The organism is Nocardia sp. NPDC004278 (genome assembly GCF_053602975.1).
On the sequence record NZ_JBSGEQ010000011.1, the window covers coordinates 35,100 to 51,998 of the forward strand.

At 65.5% G+C, this 16,899-nt stretch carries 17 protein-coding genes; 6 read left to right on the forward strand and 11 right to left on the reverse strand.

What is annotated here, in order from left to right; all coding sequences use genetic code 11:
- Positions 1–225 precede the first annotated feature (225 nt).
- The gene (locus tag ACWEO2_RS18750; RefSeq protein WP_452406469.1) at positions 226–1,737 is read right to left on the reverse strand and encodes an NAD(P)H-hydrate dehydratase; all 1,512 of its coding nucleotides are present in this window, start codon (positions 1,735–1,737) and stop codon (positions 226–228) included.
- 253 nt (positions 1,738–1,990) lie between these two features.
- Here ACWEO2_RS18750 and ACWEO2_RS18755 point away from each other — a divergent pair, with 253 nt between their 5' ends.
- Positions 1,991–2,293 (forward strand): cupredoxin domain-containing protein, encoded by a 303-nt coding sequence (locus tag ACWEO2_RS18755; RefSeq protein WP_452406470.1) that lies wholly within the window; start codon positions 1,991–1,993, stop codon positions 2,291–2,293.
- On the opposite strand, the gene ACWEO2_RS18760 is transcribed toward ACWEO2_RS18755, so the two are convergent.
- Positions 2,280–2,786 carry a MarR family winged helix-turn-helix transcriptional regulator gene (locus ACWEO2_RS18760; RefSeq protein ID WP_452406471.1) on the reverse strand — a complete coding sequence of 169 codons (507 nt, stop codon included), beginning with the start codon at positions 2,784–2,786 and terminating at the stop codon, positions 2,280–2,282. The genes ACWEO2_RS18755 and ACWEO2_RS18760 overlap by 14 nt on opposite strands.
- Positions 2,787–2,926: 140 nt before the next feature.
- On the opposite strand from ACWEO2_RS18760, the gene ACWEO2_RS18765 reads away from it, so the two are divergent.
- Positions 2,927–4,120, forward strand: a complete 1,194-nt coding sequence (locus ACWEO2_RS18765; protein WP_452406609.1) for an MFS transporter — start codon at positions 2,927–2,929, stop codon at positions 4,118–4,120.
- 244 nt (positions 4,121–4,364) lie between these two features.
- Here ACWEO2_RS18765 and glmS read toward each other — a convergent pair whose 3' ends face one another.
- The gene (gene glmS / locus ACWEO2_RS18770; RefSeq protein ID WP_452406472.1) at positions 4,365–6,245 is read right to left on the reverse strand and encodes a glutamine--fructose-6-phosphate transaminase (isomerizing); all 1,881 of its coding nucleotides are present in this window, start codon (positions 6,243–6,245) and stop codon (positions 4,365–4,367) included.
- Positions 6,246–6,281: 36 nt separating this feature from the next.
- Between glmS and ACWEO2_RS18775 the strand changes: the two genes are divergently transcribed.
- Complete coding sequence (locus tag ACWEO2_RS18775) at positions 6,282–7,139, forward strand: dienelactone hydrolase family protein (protein ID WP_452406473.1); 858 nt, start codon at positions 6,282–6,284, stop codon at positions 7,137–7,139.
- 11 nt (positions 7,140–7,150) lie between these two features.
- Here ACWEO2_RS18775 and ACWEO2_RS18780 read toward each other — a convergent pair whose 3' ends face one another.
- Together ACWEO2_RS18780 and ACWEO2_RS18785 are read right to left on the reverse strand one after the other, a co-directional pair.
- Positions 7,151–7,711 carry a TetR/AcrR family transcriptional regulator gene (locus tag ACWEO2_RS18780; RefSeq protein WP_452406474.1) on the reverse strand — a complete coding sequence of 187 codons (561 nt, stop codon included), beginning with the start codon at positions 7,709–7,711 and terminating at the stop codon, positions 7,151–7,153.
- 30 nt (positions 7,712–7,741) lie between these two features.
- The gene (locus tag ACWEO2_RS18785) at positions 7,742–8,197 is read right to left on the reverse strand and encodes a DUF6640 family protein (protein WP_452406475.1); all 456 of its coding nucleotides are present in this window, start codon (positions 8,195–8,197) and stop codon (positions 7,742–7,744) included.
- 448 nt (positions 8,198–8,645) lie between these two features.
- On the opposite strand from ACWEO2_RS18785, the gene ACWEO2_RS18790 reads away from it, so the two are divergent.
- Together ACWEO2_RS18790 and ACWEO2_RS18795 are read left to right on the forward strand one after the other, a co-directional pair.
- Positions 8,646–9,812: a WXG100 family type VII secretion target gene (locus ACWEO2_RS18790; protein WP_452406476.1), complete on the forward strand. Its 1,167-nt coding sequence runs from the start codon at positions 8,646–8,648 to the stop codon at positions 9,810–9,812.
- Positions 9,813–10,037: 225 nt separating this feature from the next.
- Positions 10,038–10,808, forward strand: coding sequence for an ESX secretion-associated protein EspG (locus ACWEO2_RS18795; protein ID WP_452406477.1), 771 nt, complete (start codon positions 10,038–10,040; stop codon positions 10,806–10,808).
- A 71-nt stretch (positions 10,809–10,879) separates the two neighbouring features.
- Here ACWEO2_RS18795 and ACWEO2_RS18800 read toward each other — a convergent pair whose 3' ends face one another.
- The 5 genes from ACWEO2_RS18800 to ACWEO2_RS18820 form a co-directional block, all read right to left on the reverse strand.
- A complete protein-coding gene (locus ACWEO2_RS18800) occupies positions 10,880–11,263 on the reverse strand; it encodes a hypothetical protein (RefSeq protein WP_452406478.1) in 384 nt (127 codons plus the stop codon).
- A 52-nt stretch (positions 11,264–11,315) separates the two neighbouring features.
- Positions 11,316–12,965 carry a hypothetical protein gene (locus ACWEO2_RS18805; protein WP_452406479.1) on the reverse strand — a complete coding sequence of 550 codons (1,650 nt, stop codon included), beginning with the start codon at positions 12,963–12,965 and terminating at the stop codon, positions 11,316–11,318.
- Positions 12,966–13,009: 44 nt separating this feature from the next.
- Entirely contained in the window at positions 13,010–13,336 is a 327-nt protein-coding gene (locus ACWEO2_RS18810) for a hypothetical protein (protein WP_452406480.1), read from the reverse strand.
- Positions 13,337–13,771: 435 nt separating this feature from the next.
- Positions 13,772–14,080 (reverse strand): DUF6802 family protein, encoded by a 309-nt coding sequence (locus ACWEO2_RS18815; RefSeq protein ID WP_355185447.1) that lies wholly within the window; start codon positions 14,078–14,080, stop codon positions 13,772–13,774.
- Between the two features lie 114 nt (positions 14,081–14,194).
- Positions 14,195–14,392 carry a PspC domain-containing protein gene (locus ACWEO2_RS18820; RefSeq protein WP_354951724.1) on the reverse strand — a complete coding sequence of 66 codons (198 nt, stop codon included), beginning with the start codon at positions 14,390–14,392 and terminating at the stop codon, positions 14,195–14,197.
- A 184-nt stretch (positions 14,393–14,576) separates the two neighbouring features.
- On the opposite strand from ACWEO2_RS18820, the gene ACWEO2_RS18825 reads away from it, so the two are divergent.
- Positions 14,577–16,229 carry an ABC-F family ATP-binding cassette domain-containing protein gene (locus ACWEO2_RS18825; protein WP_452406481.1) on the forward strand — a complete coding sequence of 551 codons (1,653 nt, stop codon included), beginning with the start codon at positions 14,577–14,579 and terminating at the stop codon, positions 16,227–16,229.
- Here ACWEO2_RS18825 and ACWEO2_RS18830 read toward each other — a convergent pair.
- The gene (locus ACWEO2_RS18830) at positions 16,226–16,891 is read right to left on the reverse strand and encodes a hypothetical protein (protein WP_452406482.1); all 666 of its coding nucleotides are present in this window, start codon (positions 16,889–16,891) and stop codon (positions 16,226–16,228) included. The two genes, ACWEO2_RS18825 and ACWEO2_RS18830, sit on opposite strands and share 4 nt — an antisense overlap.
- Positions 16,892–16,899: the final 8 nt, after the last annotated feature.

Genomic DNA, 16,899 nt, shown 5'->3' on the forward strand with positions numbered 1-16,899 from the left:
TCGCCGTAACGCTCGCGCGAGGGCGCCGGTCACCGCGGGCATACCCCCGGGTCAGCTGGCTGCAACTGCACGCAGAATGGCGGGGGCGGGGGTGATCGAGCAGGGGCGGCACCGAGGTCGGGGCGGCGCAGAGATGGTCTTGATGTGCGGAAGTATTCCAGTGAGGGTCGCGAACGGTCACCGGCACCCGGCGCAGCCGGACGGGCGGGCGGAAGCCAGCGCTGGTCAGTGCGCGGCGAGAGCACGCAGGATGCGGATGGCGGGGCGCAGGTGGTCGAGCAGGGGCGTTGCGGAGGTGGGGGCCGCTGACGGGTGGTTTTCGTGGGCGGCGAGGTTGGCGGCCAGGGCGTGGGCGCGAGCGGCGGCGGCCGCGGACCAGGCCGGATCGCGGCCCGCGGCGAGGAGGGCGCCGATAATGCCGGACAGGACGTCACCCGCGCCCGCCGTGGCGGCCCAGGAGCCGCCCGCCTCGTTGACGAGTACCGGTCGGCCCGGGGTGGCCACCAGGGTTGCGCGGCCTTTGAGCAGGACGGTGAGTTGCCAGGATTCGGCGAGGTCGCGCACGGCGGATACCCGGTCATGGCCGACCTCATGTCCGGTCAGGCGGGCGAATTCACCGGCGTGCGGGGTGAGGACGGTGGGGGCGGTGCGGCCGCGGACCAGGTCGGGATCGGCGGCGACCAGGGTGAGGCCGTCGGCGTCGACGACGACGGGAAGGTCGGTGGACAGGATTTCGGCGAGCCGTTTGCTGGCGTCGGCATCGGTGCCAGCGCCGGGACCGAAAACCCAGGACTGGACTCGGCCGGTGGACGAGATGGTCGGGGCGGCGATGACTTCGGGGAAGTGGTCGAGCACCGCGGCCGCACCGGTTCCGGCATAGCGGACCATGCCCGAGGTGGCCGCGACGGCGGCACCCGTGCAAAGCACCGCGGCTCCGGGGTAGGTGTCACTGCCAGCGCAGATACCGGTCACTCCCTGGGTGTACTTATCGTCGGTCGGGCCCGGGGTCGGCCATCCCGCACCGATCTCCGCTGGCGCCAGGGCCGCGAGATTCGGTTCCGGTAGTCGTAAACCGATGGGCACCAACTCGATTCGTCCACAATAGGGCGCGGCCAGGGCATGCACCGGCTTGTAGGCGCCGAATGTGACGGTGACAGCGGCGCGAACGGCGGGGCCGGTGACCGCACCGGTATCCGGATCCACTCCGCTGGGCAGATCCGCCGCGATGATCGGAACATTCAGAGCGGCAACGAGTTCCGCCGCCGTGGGGCGCAGTGGACCACGGCCGGAAATGCCGACGATGCCATCGATCACCAGATCAGGTGCTGCCGAATCGGTTTCGGCCAGAATTGCCGCACCGCGCCTCGATCCCGCGGCCGCACCATCGCGTATCACGTCCGATGCGGTTCGGATCCGACCGCCCGCCTTACGCAGTGCGGCAAGGCCTTTCGGGTGGGCACGTTCCGGATTCAGCAGTACCGCGGTCACGGCAACGCCGCGGCGGCGCAGCATCGAACCCGCCCAGAGCACGTCACCGCCGTTATCGCCCGAGCCGACGAGCAGCAGCACCGACCGGCCCGCGATACCGCTGGTTCGCGCACGCAATTCACCCGCGACCACCGTCGCCAATCCGTAGGCCGCCCGGTGCATCGGCATGCCCTCGGGGACGCGAGCGAACAGCTCGGCCTCGGCCGTACGCACTTCATCGGCGGTGAAATAGCCCCGCTGGCTGGACATGAACGCTCGCCTCCACTGCATTGGTCGGGCACTGCGATTCCGCTGGTGCGGGGCATCGCCATCGCGGTCGAACCGGCACCGCCATGGCGCCGCGCAGACCCGCACGGTCAGCAGACTACGCTTGGCCAGCATGCCGATGGTGCGCCGTGCGATATCCACCCGGGTCGCAGCCGGGTTCGTCCTGGCGACGACGCTCTTGCTATCGGGCTGCGGCTCTAGTGAAACGAAGTCACCCGCCCCGACCACCGCGGCGATGTCGAGCAGTCAGGCACCCACTGCCAAAGCCAACGATACGAAGACCGCCGCCGTCACCGTCGACGTCGCCGATATGAAGTTCTCCCCCGCCGACGTCACCGTGAAAGTCGGCGAAACCGTGACCTGGAAGTTCAAGGACAGCGTGCCGCACACCGTGCAGGGCATCGGCGATAAGGCGATGGGCATCAACAGCCCGATCTTCGATAGGGGCCAATGGAGCTACACCTTCACCGCGCCCGGCACCTATCGCTATCTCTGCTCGCTGCATCCTCAGATGCGCGGCACCGTCACCGTCGAATAGGCCCACCGGCCGCAGCGTGCGGGACTCCCACGCCGCGTGCCGTGTTGGAGTTCATCGCCTCCACTGCCGCGACCAATGGGGCCAATTCGGGGTCGGCGGCGGCTTGGCCGAGGGCGCTCGACAGGGCCTCGTCGTGGGTGGGGCGTGCTCGGGCCAACAGTTCCAGGCCCGCGGGGGTGACATCGGTGTAGATGCCGCGGCGGTCGTCCGGGCATAGATAACGCTGCAGTAGGCCGCGGTCTTCGAGGCGGGTGACCAGTCGGGTCGTCGCGCTCTGACTCAGCACGACGGCTTCGGCGACCTGGTTCATGCGCAGATGTCCGCCGGGTCCGTCGTGCTGGCGACTGAGCACGACCAGCAGTGAGTACTCCCGCACGCTCAGTTCGTGACCGGATTGCAGGGCGCGTTCGATATGCGCCTCGATCCGATCGTGCAGCAGTGACAGTGCGTACCAACCATCGGCCAGGCCGGTCAGGGCGGCATCCGCGGTCATGGCATTCCTTCTGCTTCGGGGCTCTTCCCCTCCAGGATAGATGGTTGCCGCAATAGCCCGCGCTTGCAAGTATCAAGCGTCTGCAATTATTGTTGTCGCCTGTAAAGCTCAGGCGCAACATCACGTGGAGGCTCATGCTCATGCCGCTCGCACTACTCGCCCTGACACTCGGGGCCTTCGGAATCGGCACCACCGAATTCGTCGTCGTCGGACTGCTCCCCGACATCGCCGACACCTACACGGTGTCGATCCCCACCGCGGGTCTGCTGGTCACCGGGTATGCGCTCGGCGTACTGGTCGGGGCGCCGATCATGACCGGACTCGGCACCCGGGTATCACGCAAGCGCATGTTGCTGATCAGCCTGCTGCTGTTGATCGCGGGCAACGTATTGTCCGCGCTCGCACCGACTTTTGGCCTCATGCTGGCCGGGCGCATCGTCGCCTCGCTGGCCCACGGCGCCTTCTTCGGCATCGGCTCGGTGGTCGCCGGAAATCTGGTGCGCCCGGATCGCAAGGCCGGTGCGATCGCCATCATGTTCACCGGCCTCACCGTCGCGACCATCGTCGGCGTACCGCTCGGCACCCTGCTCGGCCAGCAGTTCGGCTGGCGGCTCACCTTCGGGCTCGTCGCGCTGGTCGGCGTGGCCGGGCTGTTCGGCATCGCCGCGCTGGTCCCCGACCAGCCCGCACCACACGACGCCCGCCTGCGGCATGAACTCGCCGTACTCACCAACCCGCAGGTGCTGCTGGCCATGGCGATGACGGTGCTCGGCTTCGGCGGCGTCTTCGCGGCGATCACCTACCTCGCGCCGATGATGACCGAGGTCACCGGCTATGCGGAGAGTTCGGTCACCTGGGTGCTCGTCCTGTTCGGCATGGGCTTCTTCCTCGGCAATCTGATCGGCGGCAAATTCGCCGACCAGCACCTGATGCCGATGCTCTACACGACACTCGGCGGCCTAGCGCTGGTGCTCGCACTGTTCACACTGACGGCGCACAACAAAATCGCGGCCGCGATCACCGTCGTACTGATCGGCGCACTGGGCTTCGCGACCGTCCCACCGCTGCAGAAGCGCGTTCTCGACCAGGCGGGATCGGCACCCACGCTGGCCTCGGCGCTGAATATCGGCGCGTTCAACCTCGGCAATGCGGTCTCCGCGTGGCTCGGCGGTGTGGTGATCGCCGCGGGGTACGGGTACACCGCACCGAACTGGGTCGGCGTCGGCTTGGTCGTCAGCGCCCTCGGACTCGCGGTGCTGTCCGGCATCCTGGAGCACCGGACCGCCGAACGGGCGAGCGAAACCACCGAACCGCTGGTTGCCGCACACTTCTGAGCGCCCCGAACCGACTGGCGGCGATCGGAATTCAGCCGCGCGGGACGGCTTCCTTCGCACAGCTACGGGTGCGTCCGACGAGACCCGATCGGGCCGCGCTTGATCCGCGCCCGGTCCAGGTCGAATCACTCGCGACACGTCGGTCAGCCGCGTCGTTCAGGGCGCGATTCGGCGGCCGCAGCCGTTGCTGCTTCGGGTCGAGCTCTGGTTAGGCCTGTGGTCTTCAGCGCTGAGCAGCGAACCACTATTCGACCGTGACGGATTTGGCCAGGTTGCGCGGCTTATCGATGTCATAGCCGCGAGCCTGCGCCACTTCCGCCGCGAAGATCTGCAGCGGCACGGTGGACAGCAGCGGCTGGAACAGCGTTGGCGCCGAAGGGATTTCGATGAGGTCGTCGGCGAATGGACGCACCGTGTCATCGCCCTCCTCGGCGATCACGATGGTGCGGGCGCCGCGGGCCTGGATCTCGCGGATATTGCTCAGCAGCTTGGAGTGCAGCACCGCCCGCCCCTTGGGCGAGGGCATGACCACAATGACCGGCAGCCCCTCCTCGATCAGCGCGATCGGACCGTGCTTGAGCTCACCCGCCGCGAATCCCTCGGCGTGCATGTAGGCGAGCTCCTTGAGCTTGAGCGCACCTTCCAAGGCCACCGGGTAGCCGACGTGGCGGCCCAGGAACAGCACGGTCGGCACGTGCGCCAGTTCGCGGGCGATGGCACGCACCTGCGGTGCGGTCTCCAGCACCTGCTGCACCAGCTGCGGCATCGCCTCGAGTTCGGCGAATTCGCGCGCCACCTCGTCCGGATACTTGGTGCCGCGGGCCTGCGCCAAGGCCAGTCCGACCAGATAGTTCGCCGCCACCTGCGCGAGGAACGCCTTGGTTGACGCGACGCCGATCTCCGGTCCGGTCCTGGTGTAGAGCACCGCATCGGACTCGCGCGGAATCTGCGCGCCATTGGTATTGCAGATGGCGAGCACGCGCGCCTTCTGCTCCTTCGCGTGTCGCACCGCCTCGAGTGTGTCCGCGGTCTCGCCCGACTGCGAGATGGCCACGACCAGCGTCGAACGGTCCAGCACCGGATCGCGGTAACGGAATTCGCTGGCCAGCTCCACCTCGACGGGCAGCCGGGTCCAGTGCTCGATCGCGTACTTGGCCAGCAGTCCGGCGTGATACGAGCTGCCGCAGGCGACGACGAACACCTTGTCGAAGTCGCGCAGTTCCTGATCGGCGAGGCGCTGCTCGTCCAGCACGATCCGGCCACCGGCCGCGTCGTGGGTGAAGTGCCCGATCAGCGTGTCGGCGACACCGGCTGGCTGCTCCTCGATCTCCTTCAGCATGAAGAAGTCGTGGCCGCCCTTCTCGGCGGCGGCCAGATCCCAGTCGATGGTGAACGGACGGGTCCGCGCCAGCGCGTCGTTGCCCGCGAAATCGGTGACCGTATAGCTGTCGGCGGTGATCACGACCGCCTGGTCCTGGCCGAGTTCGACGGCCTCGCGGGTGTGCTCGATGAATGCGGTGACATCGGAGGCGATGAACATCTCGCCCTTGCCGACACCGACGACCAACGGCGTCGAACGGCGCGCGGCGACAATGACATCCGGGTGGTCGGCATGGGTGAAGACCAGGGTGAAAGCGCCTTCGAGCCGACACAGCACGGCCAGCGCGCTCGCGGTGAAATCACCGGCGGTCGGGCCCTCGGCATACGCGCGCGCCACCAGGTGCACGGCGACCTCGGTATCGGTATCGCTGCCCAGCTCCACCCCGGCGTCCTCGAGTTCCCGGCGCAGCGGGGCGAAGTTCTCGATGATGCCGTTGTGCACCACGGCCACCTTGTTGGTGGTGTCGCGGTGCGGATGGGCGTTGCGGTCGGTCGGCGCGCCGTGGGTAGCCCAGCGGGTATGTCCCATCCCGGTGGTGCCCGCGAAGTGGTCGGTCCCGACTTCGGCGAGTTCGGCCTCGAGATTGGCCAGTTTGCCCGCCTTGCGTTCCACGGCCAACACGCCCGCGCCATCCAGGATCGCAACGCCCGCGGAGTCGTACCCGCGATATTCCATGCGGCGCAAAGCGTCAACGACAACGCCGAGGGCGTCCCGGTACCCGACGTACCCCACGATTCCGCACATGGCTCACCAGAGTACTTATCGGATAACGTTCACGTCGTGTCGGCGTCTGTGAAATCACTTCTGAGCACCCTGACCAGCCGGGGGCCCCACCGCGTACTGCGCGGCAATCTCGCCATCGCCGGTCAGCCCGGCGTGGTGTTCACCCCGGAGTCCGGACTGAGCCTGCCCGCGGTCGCGTTCGGCCACGGCTGGCTGACCGGCACCGCCAACTATCGCACCACCCTCGAACACCTGGCGTCCTGGGGTTTTGTGGTCGCGGCCCCCGATACCGAGCGCGGACCGATTCCGTCACATCTCGGGCTGGCCACCGATCTGCTCACCACCCTGGATATCTGCACCGGCGTCCGGTTGGGTGACGGTGCGATCAGCGTGCATCCGGAACGCCTGGCCCTAGCCGGTCACGGGATGGGCGCGGGTGCGGCGGTCATCGCCGCCGGACAACGCCGCGTCGCCGCGGTCGCCGCCCTCTACCCGGCGCCGACCGCGCCGTCCGCCGAGACCATTGCGCCCGATATCGATGCGCCCGCATTGGTGCTGGCGGGGTCCACCGATATCGAATCGGTCAGCTCGAATGCGATTCCATTGGCCGCGGCGTGGGCCGGATCGGTGGTGTTGCGGGAGGTCGACGGGGCGTCGCACAACGGCATTGTCGAAGGGCGTCGGGCGCTCGCGGCATTGGGTGCCGGAAAGCATGAAGCCAAGACCACCCGGACTACCCGGGCCATCCTGACCGGCTATCTGCTGCACAAACTGTTGCGCGACAAGACATATGCGGCGTTCTCCGATCCCGAGGCACTCATCCCGCACACCACGGTGGTCGATCCGGAAGCGCCGCCCGAGCAGGAGAAGCCGAAGCTCTCGGTCCTGCAAATCGCGCAGCTATTGCGCAAATAGCGCGCTGGTGGTCAGGGACGTAGTCCATCGAGCGCGAGTTCGATGAACCGCCGCCAATCGCCGAACCCGTCGCGGCTGATCGTGGCGACCGCGCCGACGAGCATATAGAGGTCGGCGACGGTGGCATCCGCGCGAATGCTGCCGTCGGCCCGGCCTCTGGCCAGTAGTTCCGCACCGAGTTCGGCCAGATCGTCGCGCACCGTACCGCGCGGTTCGGTATTACCTAGCACCGATTCGATGGTGCCCGACAGCGCACGCCCCTGCTCGTGCACTTCGGCGACATGGCCGAGGAAGGCCGCCATCGCCTGCCTGGTATCCGGATTCGGGAGGCAGGTCCGTCGCACGTACTCGAGAATTCCGGCGAAGCGCTGTTCCGCGGCCGCCTCGATCAAGGCACGACGGGTCGGGAAATGGCGGTAGACGGTGCCGACCCCGACCCCGGCGGCGCGCGCCACATCGGCCATCTGCACCTCGTCACCGCGTTCGGTGAACAGCGCCGTCGCGGTTGCGAGCACGTGGTCGCGGTTGCGGGCAGCATCGGTGCGGAGCTTGCGGATGTTCCGGTCGGTCATCGATCTCCCTGTCTGCTGGCCGGTCGTAGGTTAGACCGGGCTCGGGATCGGTGCGCGGGTGCGTTCGACCACGATCGCGACCGTCAAGAAGATGAGCATCACCAAGGCGATGAACAGTTGCGGATCCATTCCGATGACCTTGGTCGCGTCGGCCGCATGCTCGGGATCTTGCGCGGCGGTGCCCGGGAAGAGCAGCGCGCCGTACATGGCGAGCCAGGTGGCGGATCCGAGTGCGGCGGACAGGAAGAACTGGTTGCGGAGGTTTCCGGTGCGCTGCCACAGGACGACCAGGCCGATCGCGCCGATCAGTACGCCCATGCCGATGTATTGGGCGTCATGGAATTTGGCGTGTGGGGGCCAGGCCGGGTTGTGCAGGTGGAGGTCGGCGATATCGGGGATGACCAGGTCGGCGAGGAGGGGGCCGATGAGGGTGTTGAGGAGGACGGCGCCGACGAGGATGCGCGGGAGGGTCCAGTGGGTGGTCATGGGTGGCCTATCGGTCGGGAGTGATGAACCGGAATCCGATTCCGCTTTAACCGTAAGTCGGTGGCTGCGGACTGTCAACGGGCCGTGTGGGTTTCGCGGTTGTTCGCTCGGTTGTCCGGGTCGGGGACGGCATTTGTCGACCGTGAACGACCTGTACGGACTCGCTCGCGGACCGCTTGCACGGTGATCGGCCGCTCGGTACGGTCGATCCAGCTGAAAAAGGGGGCGGGGAGCCGGTCCAGCCCTGTTCGATGTCATCGACATCCGGCGACGGGGAGGACCAGATGGTCAGCAGGGGGAAGCTCGTGGTTGGTGCCGCGTTCACGGTTGGTGCCGCTGTGTTGTCGGGGTGTGGGTCTTGAAGAGCCTGGAAACGAACCTGCCTCAGCAGAATCCGGCCACGCCGGAAATCTTCTCCCGGCCAGGTCTGTAAGAAAGGGGCGATCCGTTGTCCGGCAATGAATCCACCCAGATCCCCCCGAAGGGGGAGAACGTATTCCATTGGGAGCGTGGCGAAATCGAGGACGCGTTCAAACCGCTGGATCCCAAACCATCCCACGACGCGGCCATGACCTACTCCAACGTCGCCACCCAATGGGACCAGGGCCTAGAGACTTTCGCCCGTTCCGTCCAGGGCTCCATCGCCGAGGCATGGGAAGGTTCGGCCGCCGACAAGGCCAAGGATGCGATCAACCGATACGTCACCGACGCCCACCAACTGACTCCACTGATCACGCAGATGTCCAACGACATGCAGTCCGCCGCCGAGGGAGTCCGCGCGGTCGCCAATGGAATTCCGGAAGCCAACCACCACTCTTGGACCGCAAATGTCTGGCCGCCCCGCGCCCATGAGGAAGAGACCACCAAGAACGAGGCCACCGCTGGCGCCCGCAATGCCATGCTCACGAACTACGTGAACAAATTCGCCGAATTCGACGGCCGAGTCCCGGTGCTGCCCACCGCGCTCGACCCGACCAATCCACTCGATATCTCCGGACCGACCAAATCCGGTGGGAACGAGCCGGGTTCGTCCGGCCCCGGCGGAACGGGAGGCCCCGGTACAACCGGCGGTCCGTCCAGCCCGGGCGGCGAAAGTCCCGAGAAGACCGATGGCGGCAAGACCACCGAAGAGCCGTCTTCCACGGACACCAACCCGACCGATACCACCACGAGCTCGACCAACCCGAGCAGCACGACGTCGACCACACCGACAACGACAACACCCACTATCCCGACCACAACAACGCCGAGCACCGCAACAACCCCGAGCTCGACTCCGATCACCACGGGCTCGCCGGGCTCCCCGGGTAGTTCCACTTCGACGTCGCCGAGCCCTGGCCGCACCGTATCCGGCACCCCACGCACGACCACCACCAATCCCGCTGCGGCCGCGGCCACTACATCCACCTCGACGACCGGACGTAGCGGAATGGGAATGGGCGGTATGGGTGCCGGTGCCGGCCGAGGAAAGTCCGACGAAGACAGCACCCACCAGATACCGGACTACCTCATCAACGCCGCCAACACCGAGGAACTGCTCGGCGAAATCGCAAGGACTGTCGAAGGTGGTGTGATCGGCGAGAACCCCGAATCACCTCCGCCAGTACGCCCCTGATCGGGCTGACATCCGCTCCGGCTGCGCGCGACATCGTGCGGCCGGAGTATCGGCGCGCCATCGGGCCCACGCAACTCGGGGCAGCCACCGGCCGCGGCTACTCCGGCTCGAACTCGGGCAGCGCCCGCGGACTCCTCCGCCGCATCGCCGACAAACCTACTGGCAGCAACAGGAATACGTATTCCGACCGGACACCTACACCGCACGATCGATTGGATCCTCTAGATGGCTGAATGGACTTGGGAACCGGACGATTTCACCGCACTGTGGTTCAGCCCCGCGAACGACCGCTTCCCCAATCCACTTCGCTTCACCAGCCGCTTCGCCTACCGCGACGACTTCGACGCCCACCGGGTCACCATGCGCGAGCGCTACTCCCCCGACGAACTCGAAAAGATCGAGCTCGCCCTGCACACCCTGTCCACCTCGACGATCCACATCCAAATCCTCGGCGGCACCACTCAACACAAGAACCCCAACGGGGGCGTCCGCGTCTACCGCATAGTCGGCGCACGCACCGACCACCACGCAATGTCATTGGCCCAAGCCACCTTCGGCGATACCAACGGCCCCATCCGCTGCCGCCTGTTCCCGGTGGACCATCTCCCCGCCCAACTGACCACTTCCCTCCCACCCTGCACACCCGGCACCCACCCAGCCGCAACTTTCCACCCCGACGACATCTACGGCCGACCCAACGGCCACCTCGAAAGCATCACCCGCAACTCCCCTCGCGAGCGCTATCAACGCCTGCTGAACCGCCCGGCCGACGGCGGTGGCTCCGCCTTCCTACACACCGGCTCCGTCAATAAACTCACCACCCCCCGCACCACCGTCCAATGGCACGACATAGCCAACGACGGCCGCTACACCGAACTCCGCGGCCCCCACATAACCATCCGCCCCACCACCCCCACCGCCCTGACCACCCACTTCACCAATTGGATCGACCAAACAATCCAACGCCTCCGAGAAGCGGAAGATGACCGCTGGTAACCCGGGCGGTTAGACGGGCCGGATCTATTGCGGCACCACGTCTTCGGGTAAACCGCAACAATCGCCCGCCTTCAGACCAACCAACTCTTGCGACGGTAGTACTCCGACTCCTCATCGCCCTCGTCATCGATCGGCATCACAACATCCTGCGCCTTTCGAGCCGCGATCGACCGCGCAATCGCCTCCCGCTGCTCACGCGCCTCCGCCGCCACGCGCTCTTGCTCTGCCCGCGCCTCGACCTCGAGCCGCTCCTTCTCCTCCGCCGCGGCCTTTGCCTTCGCTATCTCTTCGGCATGGTCCTCCCAGAACTGGCGCATTTCTATGGCGGACTGTTCGGCAAGTTCGCGATCCTTGTCCGCAGTCCGCTTGTTGATCTCCTCGAACTCGTCCAACAGCATCGTCGAACGTCGGCGTATCTCGTCGACGATGTTCTCCATATCGTCCGAGTAGTTCACGATGACACCCCTCCTCGACGGTTGCCGATCACGTTGGCCCATAAGGACCAGCTCACAATGGGCCTGCCTCGGCCAGTTTGGCACCACTGTCGGCAGGCTCCTCCGGTTGTGGATTCGCGTTCGGCATCGGCTGCGGAGTGTGCTCGCCATCCTCTTCCCGTTTGCCGGTGGGAGTTCCTGGAATGGCGCCCGGGCTGCCTGCCGAATCCTCCTCGGTCGACGGAGTGCCCGCGGTCGACTTCTCGGGATCGCCCTCCTTCATTCGCTTGTCGCCGGATGTGGCCCCGTCCTCCTTCGACTCGTCTATCGAGATGATCGGCATGCCCTTCTCATCCAGCTTCACACCGTATTCGTGCGTACTACCGTCCGCATCGGTCATCACAAGTTTCGGCTGCCCATCCGCGCCGATCTCGACCTTGACGTGCTTACCACCCAGATCGAACTCGGCCGCAGTCTTGTCCTTATCGCCATCCGGCTTGCCGTCGCCGTCCTTGTCCTCGGTCTGCTTCGTCTCGAAAGTCTTTGTCAGCTGCTCGATGGCATTGTCGACGCTGTCCTTGATCGAGGTGCCGAGCGAGGTGAGTCCTGAAGTGACGGATTCACCGAGCGAGGTCAACTGTGACGTAGCCGAGGTCAGGGAAGACAGGCCAGACAGCAGGCTGCTTGCTGTGGTGTTTGTCGACGTCGGATTCGTTGTCGTACCTGGAGTACCAGGCGTGCCCGGAGTCCCGGGAGTGCCAGGAGTCCCGGGAGTGCCAGGGGTCCCCGGCGTACCCGGAGTGCCAGGGGTCCCCGGCGTACCGGGAGTACCCGGCGTACCGGGAGTACCCGGCGTGCTCGGAGTCTCGGTCGGCACGCCCGCCGGGCGGTCATACCGGGCGTCCGAGACCTTGTCCAGATCCTGGATTATCTTGTCGTATACCTGTTTGACGCCGCGATCAGCCGAGTCGCACGCATCGGTGAAGATCTTGATCTTCGCTGCATAGTCCGGTTTGAACACATTCTCGAGCCAATGACTGCAGCGCGCCTGAATATGCTGCTGGTAATCAGATCCGGGCAAAATGCCGACAATATTGTCTGCTGTCCACGCATCGGATCCGCCTTGCAGGTCAGGAAAGATTCTACGCAGTTTACTCAGCAAACTATTGCTCTGCCAACCATTACTCACCGCAATACTTGCGCCGGAGATGATGTCGTCGATATCTTCCGGCGTCTTCTCTGCAATTCGAATACCATCGCCGTTCTCGAGGATATACCGAACCGCCTCGGCCTTGATCTTCGCCGCCGCCCGCAGACCATCGAACGAACCCGCGATGGATTTCCGCGCATCCTCCGCCGACTTCCAATTCGCATCCGCTTGCGTTGTCTGCTTGTTCAACATGTCGAGTGCGGCATTCGCCGCATCCCCAGACCAGATCGACCGCAGTGTCTGCACATACCCTCGCTGCGCATTCAACTGGGTGTCACACTCCTGCAGCACCACCTGCAGTTTAGTCGAGGTGTTCAGCAGCTTGTCTTCGTTCAACCCGTTCTGCTCGTAATAGCGTTTATGGAGTTGCGTATAGTCAGGAAGACCCGCTGGCATGTTGCCCCCAAATGCACGCTTATAGCGCGGCTGGAAGTATTCGAAGTAGAGCAGACTACGGCTTCCAATATCGAGATATTGTTTTACCGACCCGTTCGCAGGTACCTCAAATGTCACGATAGCGACCCCCTTGGGTTTTTTCTCGACTGCTCGAGCGACAGCTATGATTTCTTGTCATTGCCGATCTTTGCGATGTCGCGAGAATTCTCGTCGTCGGTATTCGAATACTTGACGACAGACGCCCCGATCACATCCGAGGTCGCCAACGTTGCCTCAGACCAGTTCCCCAACCAGGTGTAGATCTTCTCCAGTCCGTCCTGGATCTTCTTTCCGCGGTCGCGGTAGTTTTCACCGGCATCGGCAGGTCCGAACAAATTATCGGCCACATCCTTGGCACGATTTCGCACCGCCTGCCCCGAACCCCCGAGGTCATTCGCGAATCGCCCGAGCTCCCCTGTCTTGACACCGAGCATGCTCGAATCACTCACTGTCCAGTCCCCTCCATCTCCGAGTCGCCGACCAATCGACCTCAGCTCGAAACACTGACGCCGCCCTACTTCCTTCGACGCATGCGACTCGCATTCGGTTCCATCGGATTGATTGCCCAGGTCGTATCAGCAGGAATCTACTGGGTGGGTCTATCGGCTACAACCGACCATCAGCCCAGCGAGCGGGTCTCACCGCGTCGATCAGATCCGCAGGTTCCACTGATCCGCACGTCTGTCGCGCGGATCAGTGCAGCCTGCGGCCGACGGTACCCACGAAGGGTCGGAGGTGTGGGGGCCGTTGTCGGACAGTGTAATTGGGGGCGGTAGCGTCGTCGAGACATAGACCGACGACGGGTCCACCCGGGCAGTCGCAGCACTGGGAACGTAGCGATCCCCAGTGCTGCAAGCAGTTTGATGCGCGGACCAGATCCGCGGTCAGTTGCCGATCTTCCCCTTATCGGTCCGCACCCACTCCGACGACCCATCGGGATGCCGGTGGAACTCCCATGCGGAGTAGTCGCCGTCCTTCTCCACCACGGTCACCTGGTCGGCGATGCCGTCGTGATCCCAGTCGGTCCACACCTGCATGGCCTCGGGGCCGGTGGTGGTGATGGTGTCGAGGGTGCCGTCGCCGTCGATGTCCTGAGTGGGGTGGTGCAGTTCGACTTCGCCGAGGCCGTCCAGGGCAGAGGATGCGTCGATGCCGGGTAGATCCATGCCCGGGAATTCACCTGAGGTGATCATGACTCCTCCTGGTCGGGACTCGCGTGGGCGACACGGCGGTCGATCGGTGGGTACCGGTCCATAGTGTCATCCGCGAGTCCCGGGCGCAGCCGCTGCCCTATTTGTTGGGGACGATCACTTTTTCGGAATGATCAGCCACAGCACCAGATACACGATGAACTGCGGGCCGGGGAGCAGGCAGGACAGGACGAAGAGCAGGCGAACAACGTTGGCGTTCCAGCCGAAGTATTCGGCGATGCCACCGCAGACACCGGCGATCCACTTGTCGTTGTTGGAGCGGCTCAGGCGGCGGGTGGGGGCGGGGGCGGTCATGGCGTTCCCTCTCTGGTGATGTTCGGTACGACATCAACTCTGCCGAGGAAAGCCGCGCCCGACATCGGTCGCATGACCTATCCCGACCCTGATTTCCGCAGGTCGGAACTCAGGGTGCGACCCCGAGCCCACGATGACCCGGCCCGCTGCGGACGCGCCGGGCGAACACGGCAGACTCGTGCGGGTGAGCACCACTCTGCACGCCCGCGGACTGTCCGCGGGCCACGGCGAACGAAGCCTGTTCGACGACCTGGACTTCACCCTTGCCGCGGGTGATGTGATCGGCCTGGTCGGCATGAACGGCGCGGGCAAGTCGACGCTGCTGCGTATGCTCGCGAACCGATCCACGCCTACCGGCAGCATCACATTGTCACCACCCGACGCCACCGTCGGATACCTGGCACAGGAGCCCGAGCGGGTCCCCGGGGAGACGGTGCTCGAATTCCTCGGCCGCCGCACGGGTGTCGCCGACGCGCAGCGGATCATGGACGCCGCGGCAGAGCGTTTGGCAGATGGCGGCGAGGACGAATATTCGCCAGCCCTCGAGCGCTGGCTCGCACTCGGCGGTGCCGATCTGGACCAGCGGGCCCAGGAGGTCGCGGCGGATCTCGGGCTCACGGAGGGCCTTCCGAACGGCCTCGATACGCCGATGATCGGACTCTCCGGCGGTCAGGCGGCACGGGCCGGACTCGCATCGGTGCTGTTGTCCCGCTTCGACATTCTGCTGCTCGATGAGCCGACCAATGACCTCGATCTCGACGGCCTCGCCCGGCTCGAACAGTTCGTGACCGGCGTTCGGGTACCGCTGATGGTGATCAGTCATGACCGAGAGTTCCTGGCGCGCACGGTAAACCGCATCGTCGAACTCGATCTCGCGCAACAGCAGGTGGGGATCTATGACGGCGGCTACGAGTCGTACCTGATGGAGCGCGAGATCGCCCGCGAGCATGCCCGCGAGGCCTATGCGGAGTACGCCGACACCAAGGCCGGACTCGAAGCCCGTGCCCAGATGCAACGCAACTGGCTCGAGCACGGGGTTCGCAATGCCCGCCGAAAGGCGCGCGACCCCAAGAAGATCGATTCCGATAAGGCGGGTCGCAAGATGCGCGCGGAATCCACCGAGAAGCAGGCCGCCAAGGCCCGTCAGACACAGCGACGCATCGAACGCCTGGAGGTGGTCGACGAGCCGCGCAAGGAATGGGAGCTGCGCATGAGCATCGCCGCCGCCCCGCGCAGCGGTTCGGTGGTCGCCACCCTGTCCAATGCCACCGTCACCCGAGGAGAATTCGTCCTCGGCCCGATCACCACCCAGGTCGACTGGGCCGACCATATCGTGCTTACCGGAGTCAATGGTTCGGGGAAGTCCACGCTGCTCGCGCTGCTGCTCGGAAAGATCCAGCCGGACAATGGAACTGCCGCACTCGGCTCCGGCGTCGAAATCGGCGAGGTCGACCAGGCCCGCGGCCTGTTCCGCGGAAGTGCGGCCCTCGCGGACACTTTCAGCACCGAAATGCCCGACTGGCCCGACGCCGATGTCCGCACCCTGCTGGCCAAATTCGGCCTGCGCGGCCCCCATGTCCTGCGCCCGTGCGAAACCCTGTCCCCTGGCGAACGCACCCGCGCCGCCCTCGCCCTCCTCCAAGCCCGCGGCGTAAACCTGCTCGTCCTCGACGAGCCGACCAACCACCTCGACCTGCCCGCCATCGAACAACTCGAGCAGGCCATCGAATCCTTCGAGGGCACAATGCTTCTGGTAACCCACGACCGCCGCATGCTCGACTCGGTCACCGCAACCCGCCGCTGGCACATGAACAACGGCCACCTCACCGAAAGCTAGCTGGCCCCTGCGCATTCATCACCCCGAGCCGGCCACCCTGACGGAACTTGGGAAACCTGCGTTGGGGCAGTGCGGGCGGGTGCACAGGATGGCTTGGGGCGTGCGCGGGCAAGTTCCAAGAGTTCGGCCGCTTGGGTGTGGCCACGGCGTCTGTGGTGGCGTTGCAGTTCGAGGGTCAGCGCGGCACGCGGGACACCCCGGCGCAGAGCGGCGTTCAGGGTCGCCAGGGCATCCGGTCGGCTGACGGTTCGTGCTACGTCGATTGCGGTTCGGGCAGCGTTGGTGCTGACGGTGCCGCGGATCAGTTCGAGTTCGGCTCTGTCCACATGGTCGCGGTGGATGATGAGGCGGCCGATGCGGGAATCCTGTTGACCAAGGACGTGGGTGGGGTGGTTGTGCTGGACCGCGAAGCCGTGGAGTTCGGCGGCAGTGTTGTAGGCAGCGGCGAGGGAAGGCACGCCCATCGATAGGCGGGCCGCCTCTACGCGCAAGTGGGCCGAGGGTGCGGTAGTGGCCTCGCGGAAGACGCCGCGGAAGACCCGGACCCATTCGCCTCGGTCGAGGAGTGCGCGCATCTCTGCGCGGGTGTATTCGCATAGCACCTGCCATGAGGTGAACACTCCGAATTGCTTATCGCGCACTTCTTCCAGACCTGGTCGCATGTGCCAAC

Bases quoted from the DNA above. Each gene is read 5' to 3' on its own strand.
- ACWEO2_RS18750 (WP_452406469.1), bottom strand. From the start codon at position 1,737: ATGTCCAGCCAGCGGGGCTATTTCACCGCCGATGAAGTGCGTACGGCC.
- ACWEO2_RS18755 (WP_452406470.1), top strand. From the start codon at position 1,991: ATGTCGAGCAGTCAGGCACCCACTGCCAAAGCCAACGATACGAAGACC.
- ACWEO2_RS18760 (WP_452406471.1), bottom strand. From the start codon at position 2,786: ATGACCGCGGATGCCGCCCTGACCGGCCTGGCCGATGGTTGGTACGCA.
- ACWEO2_RS18765 (WP_452406609.1), top strand. From the start codon at position 2,927: ATGCCGCTCGCACTACTCGCCCTGACACTCGGGGCCTTCGGAATCGGC.
- glmS (WP_452406472.1), bottom strand. From the start codon at position 6,245: ATGTGCGGAATCGTGGGGTACGTCGGGTACCGGGACGCCCTCGGCGTT.
- ACWEO2_RS18780 (WP_452406474.1), bottom strand. From the start codon at position 7,711: ATGACCGACCGGAACATCCGCAAGCTCCGCACCGATGCTGCCCGCAAC.
- ACWEO2_RS18785 (WP_452406475.1), bottom strand. From the start codon at position 8,197: ATGACCACCCACTGGACCCTCCCGCGCATCCTCGTCGGCGCCGTCCTC.
- ACWEO2_RS18795 (WP_452406477.1), top strand. From the start codon at position 10,038: ATGGCTGAATGGACTTGGGAACCGGACGATTTCACCGCACTGTGGTTC.
- ACWEO2_RS18815 (WP_355185447.1), bottom strand. From the start codon at position 14,080: ATGATCACCTCAGGTGAATTCCCGGGCATGGATCTACCCGGCATCGAC.
- ACWEO2_RS18820 (WP_354951724.1), bottom strand. From the start codon at position 14,392: ATGACCGCCCCCGCCCCCACCCGCCGCCTGAGCCGCTCCAACAACGAC.
- ACWEO2_RS18830 (WP_452406482.1), bottom strand. From the start codon at position 16,891: ATGCGACCAGGTCTGGAAGAAGTGCGCGATAAGCAATTCGGAGTGTTC.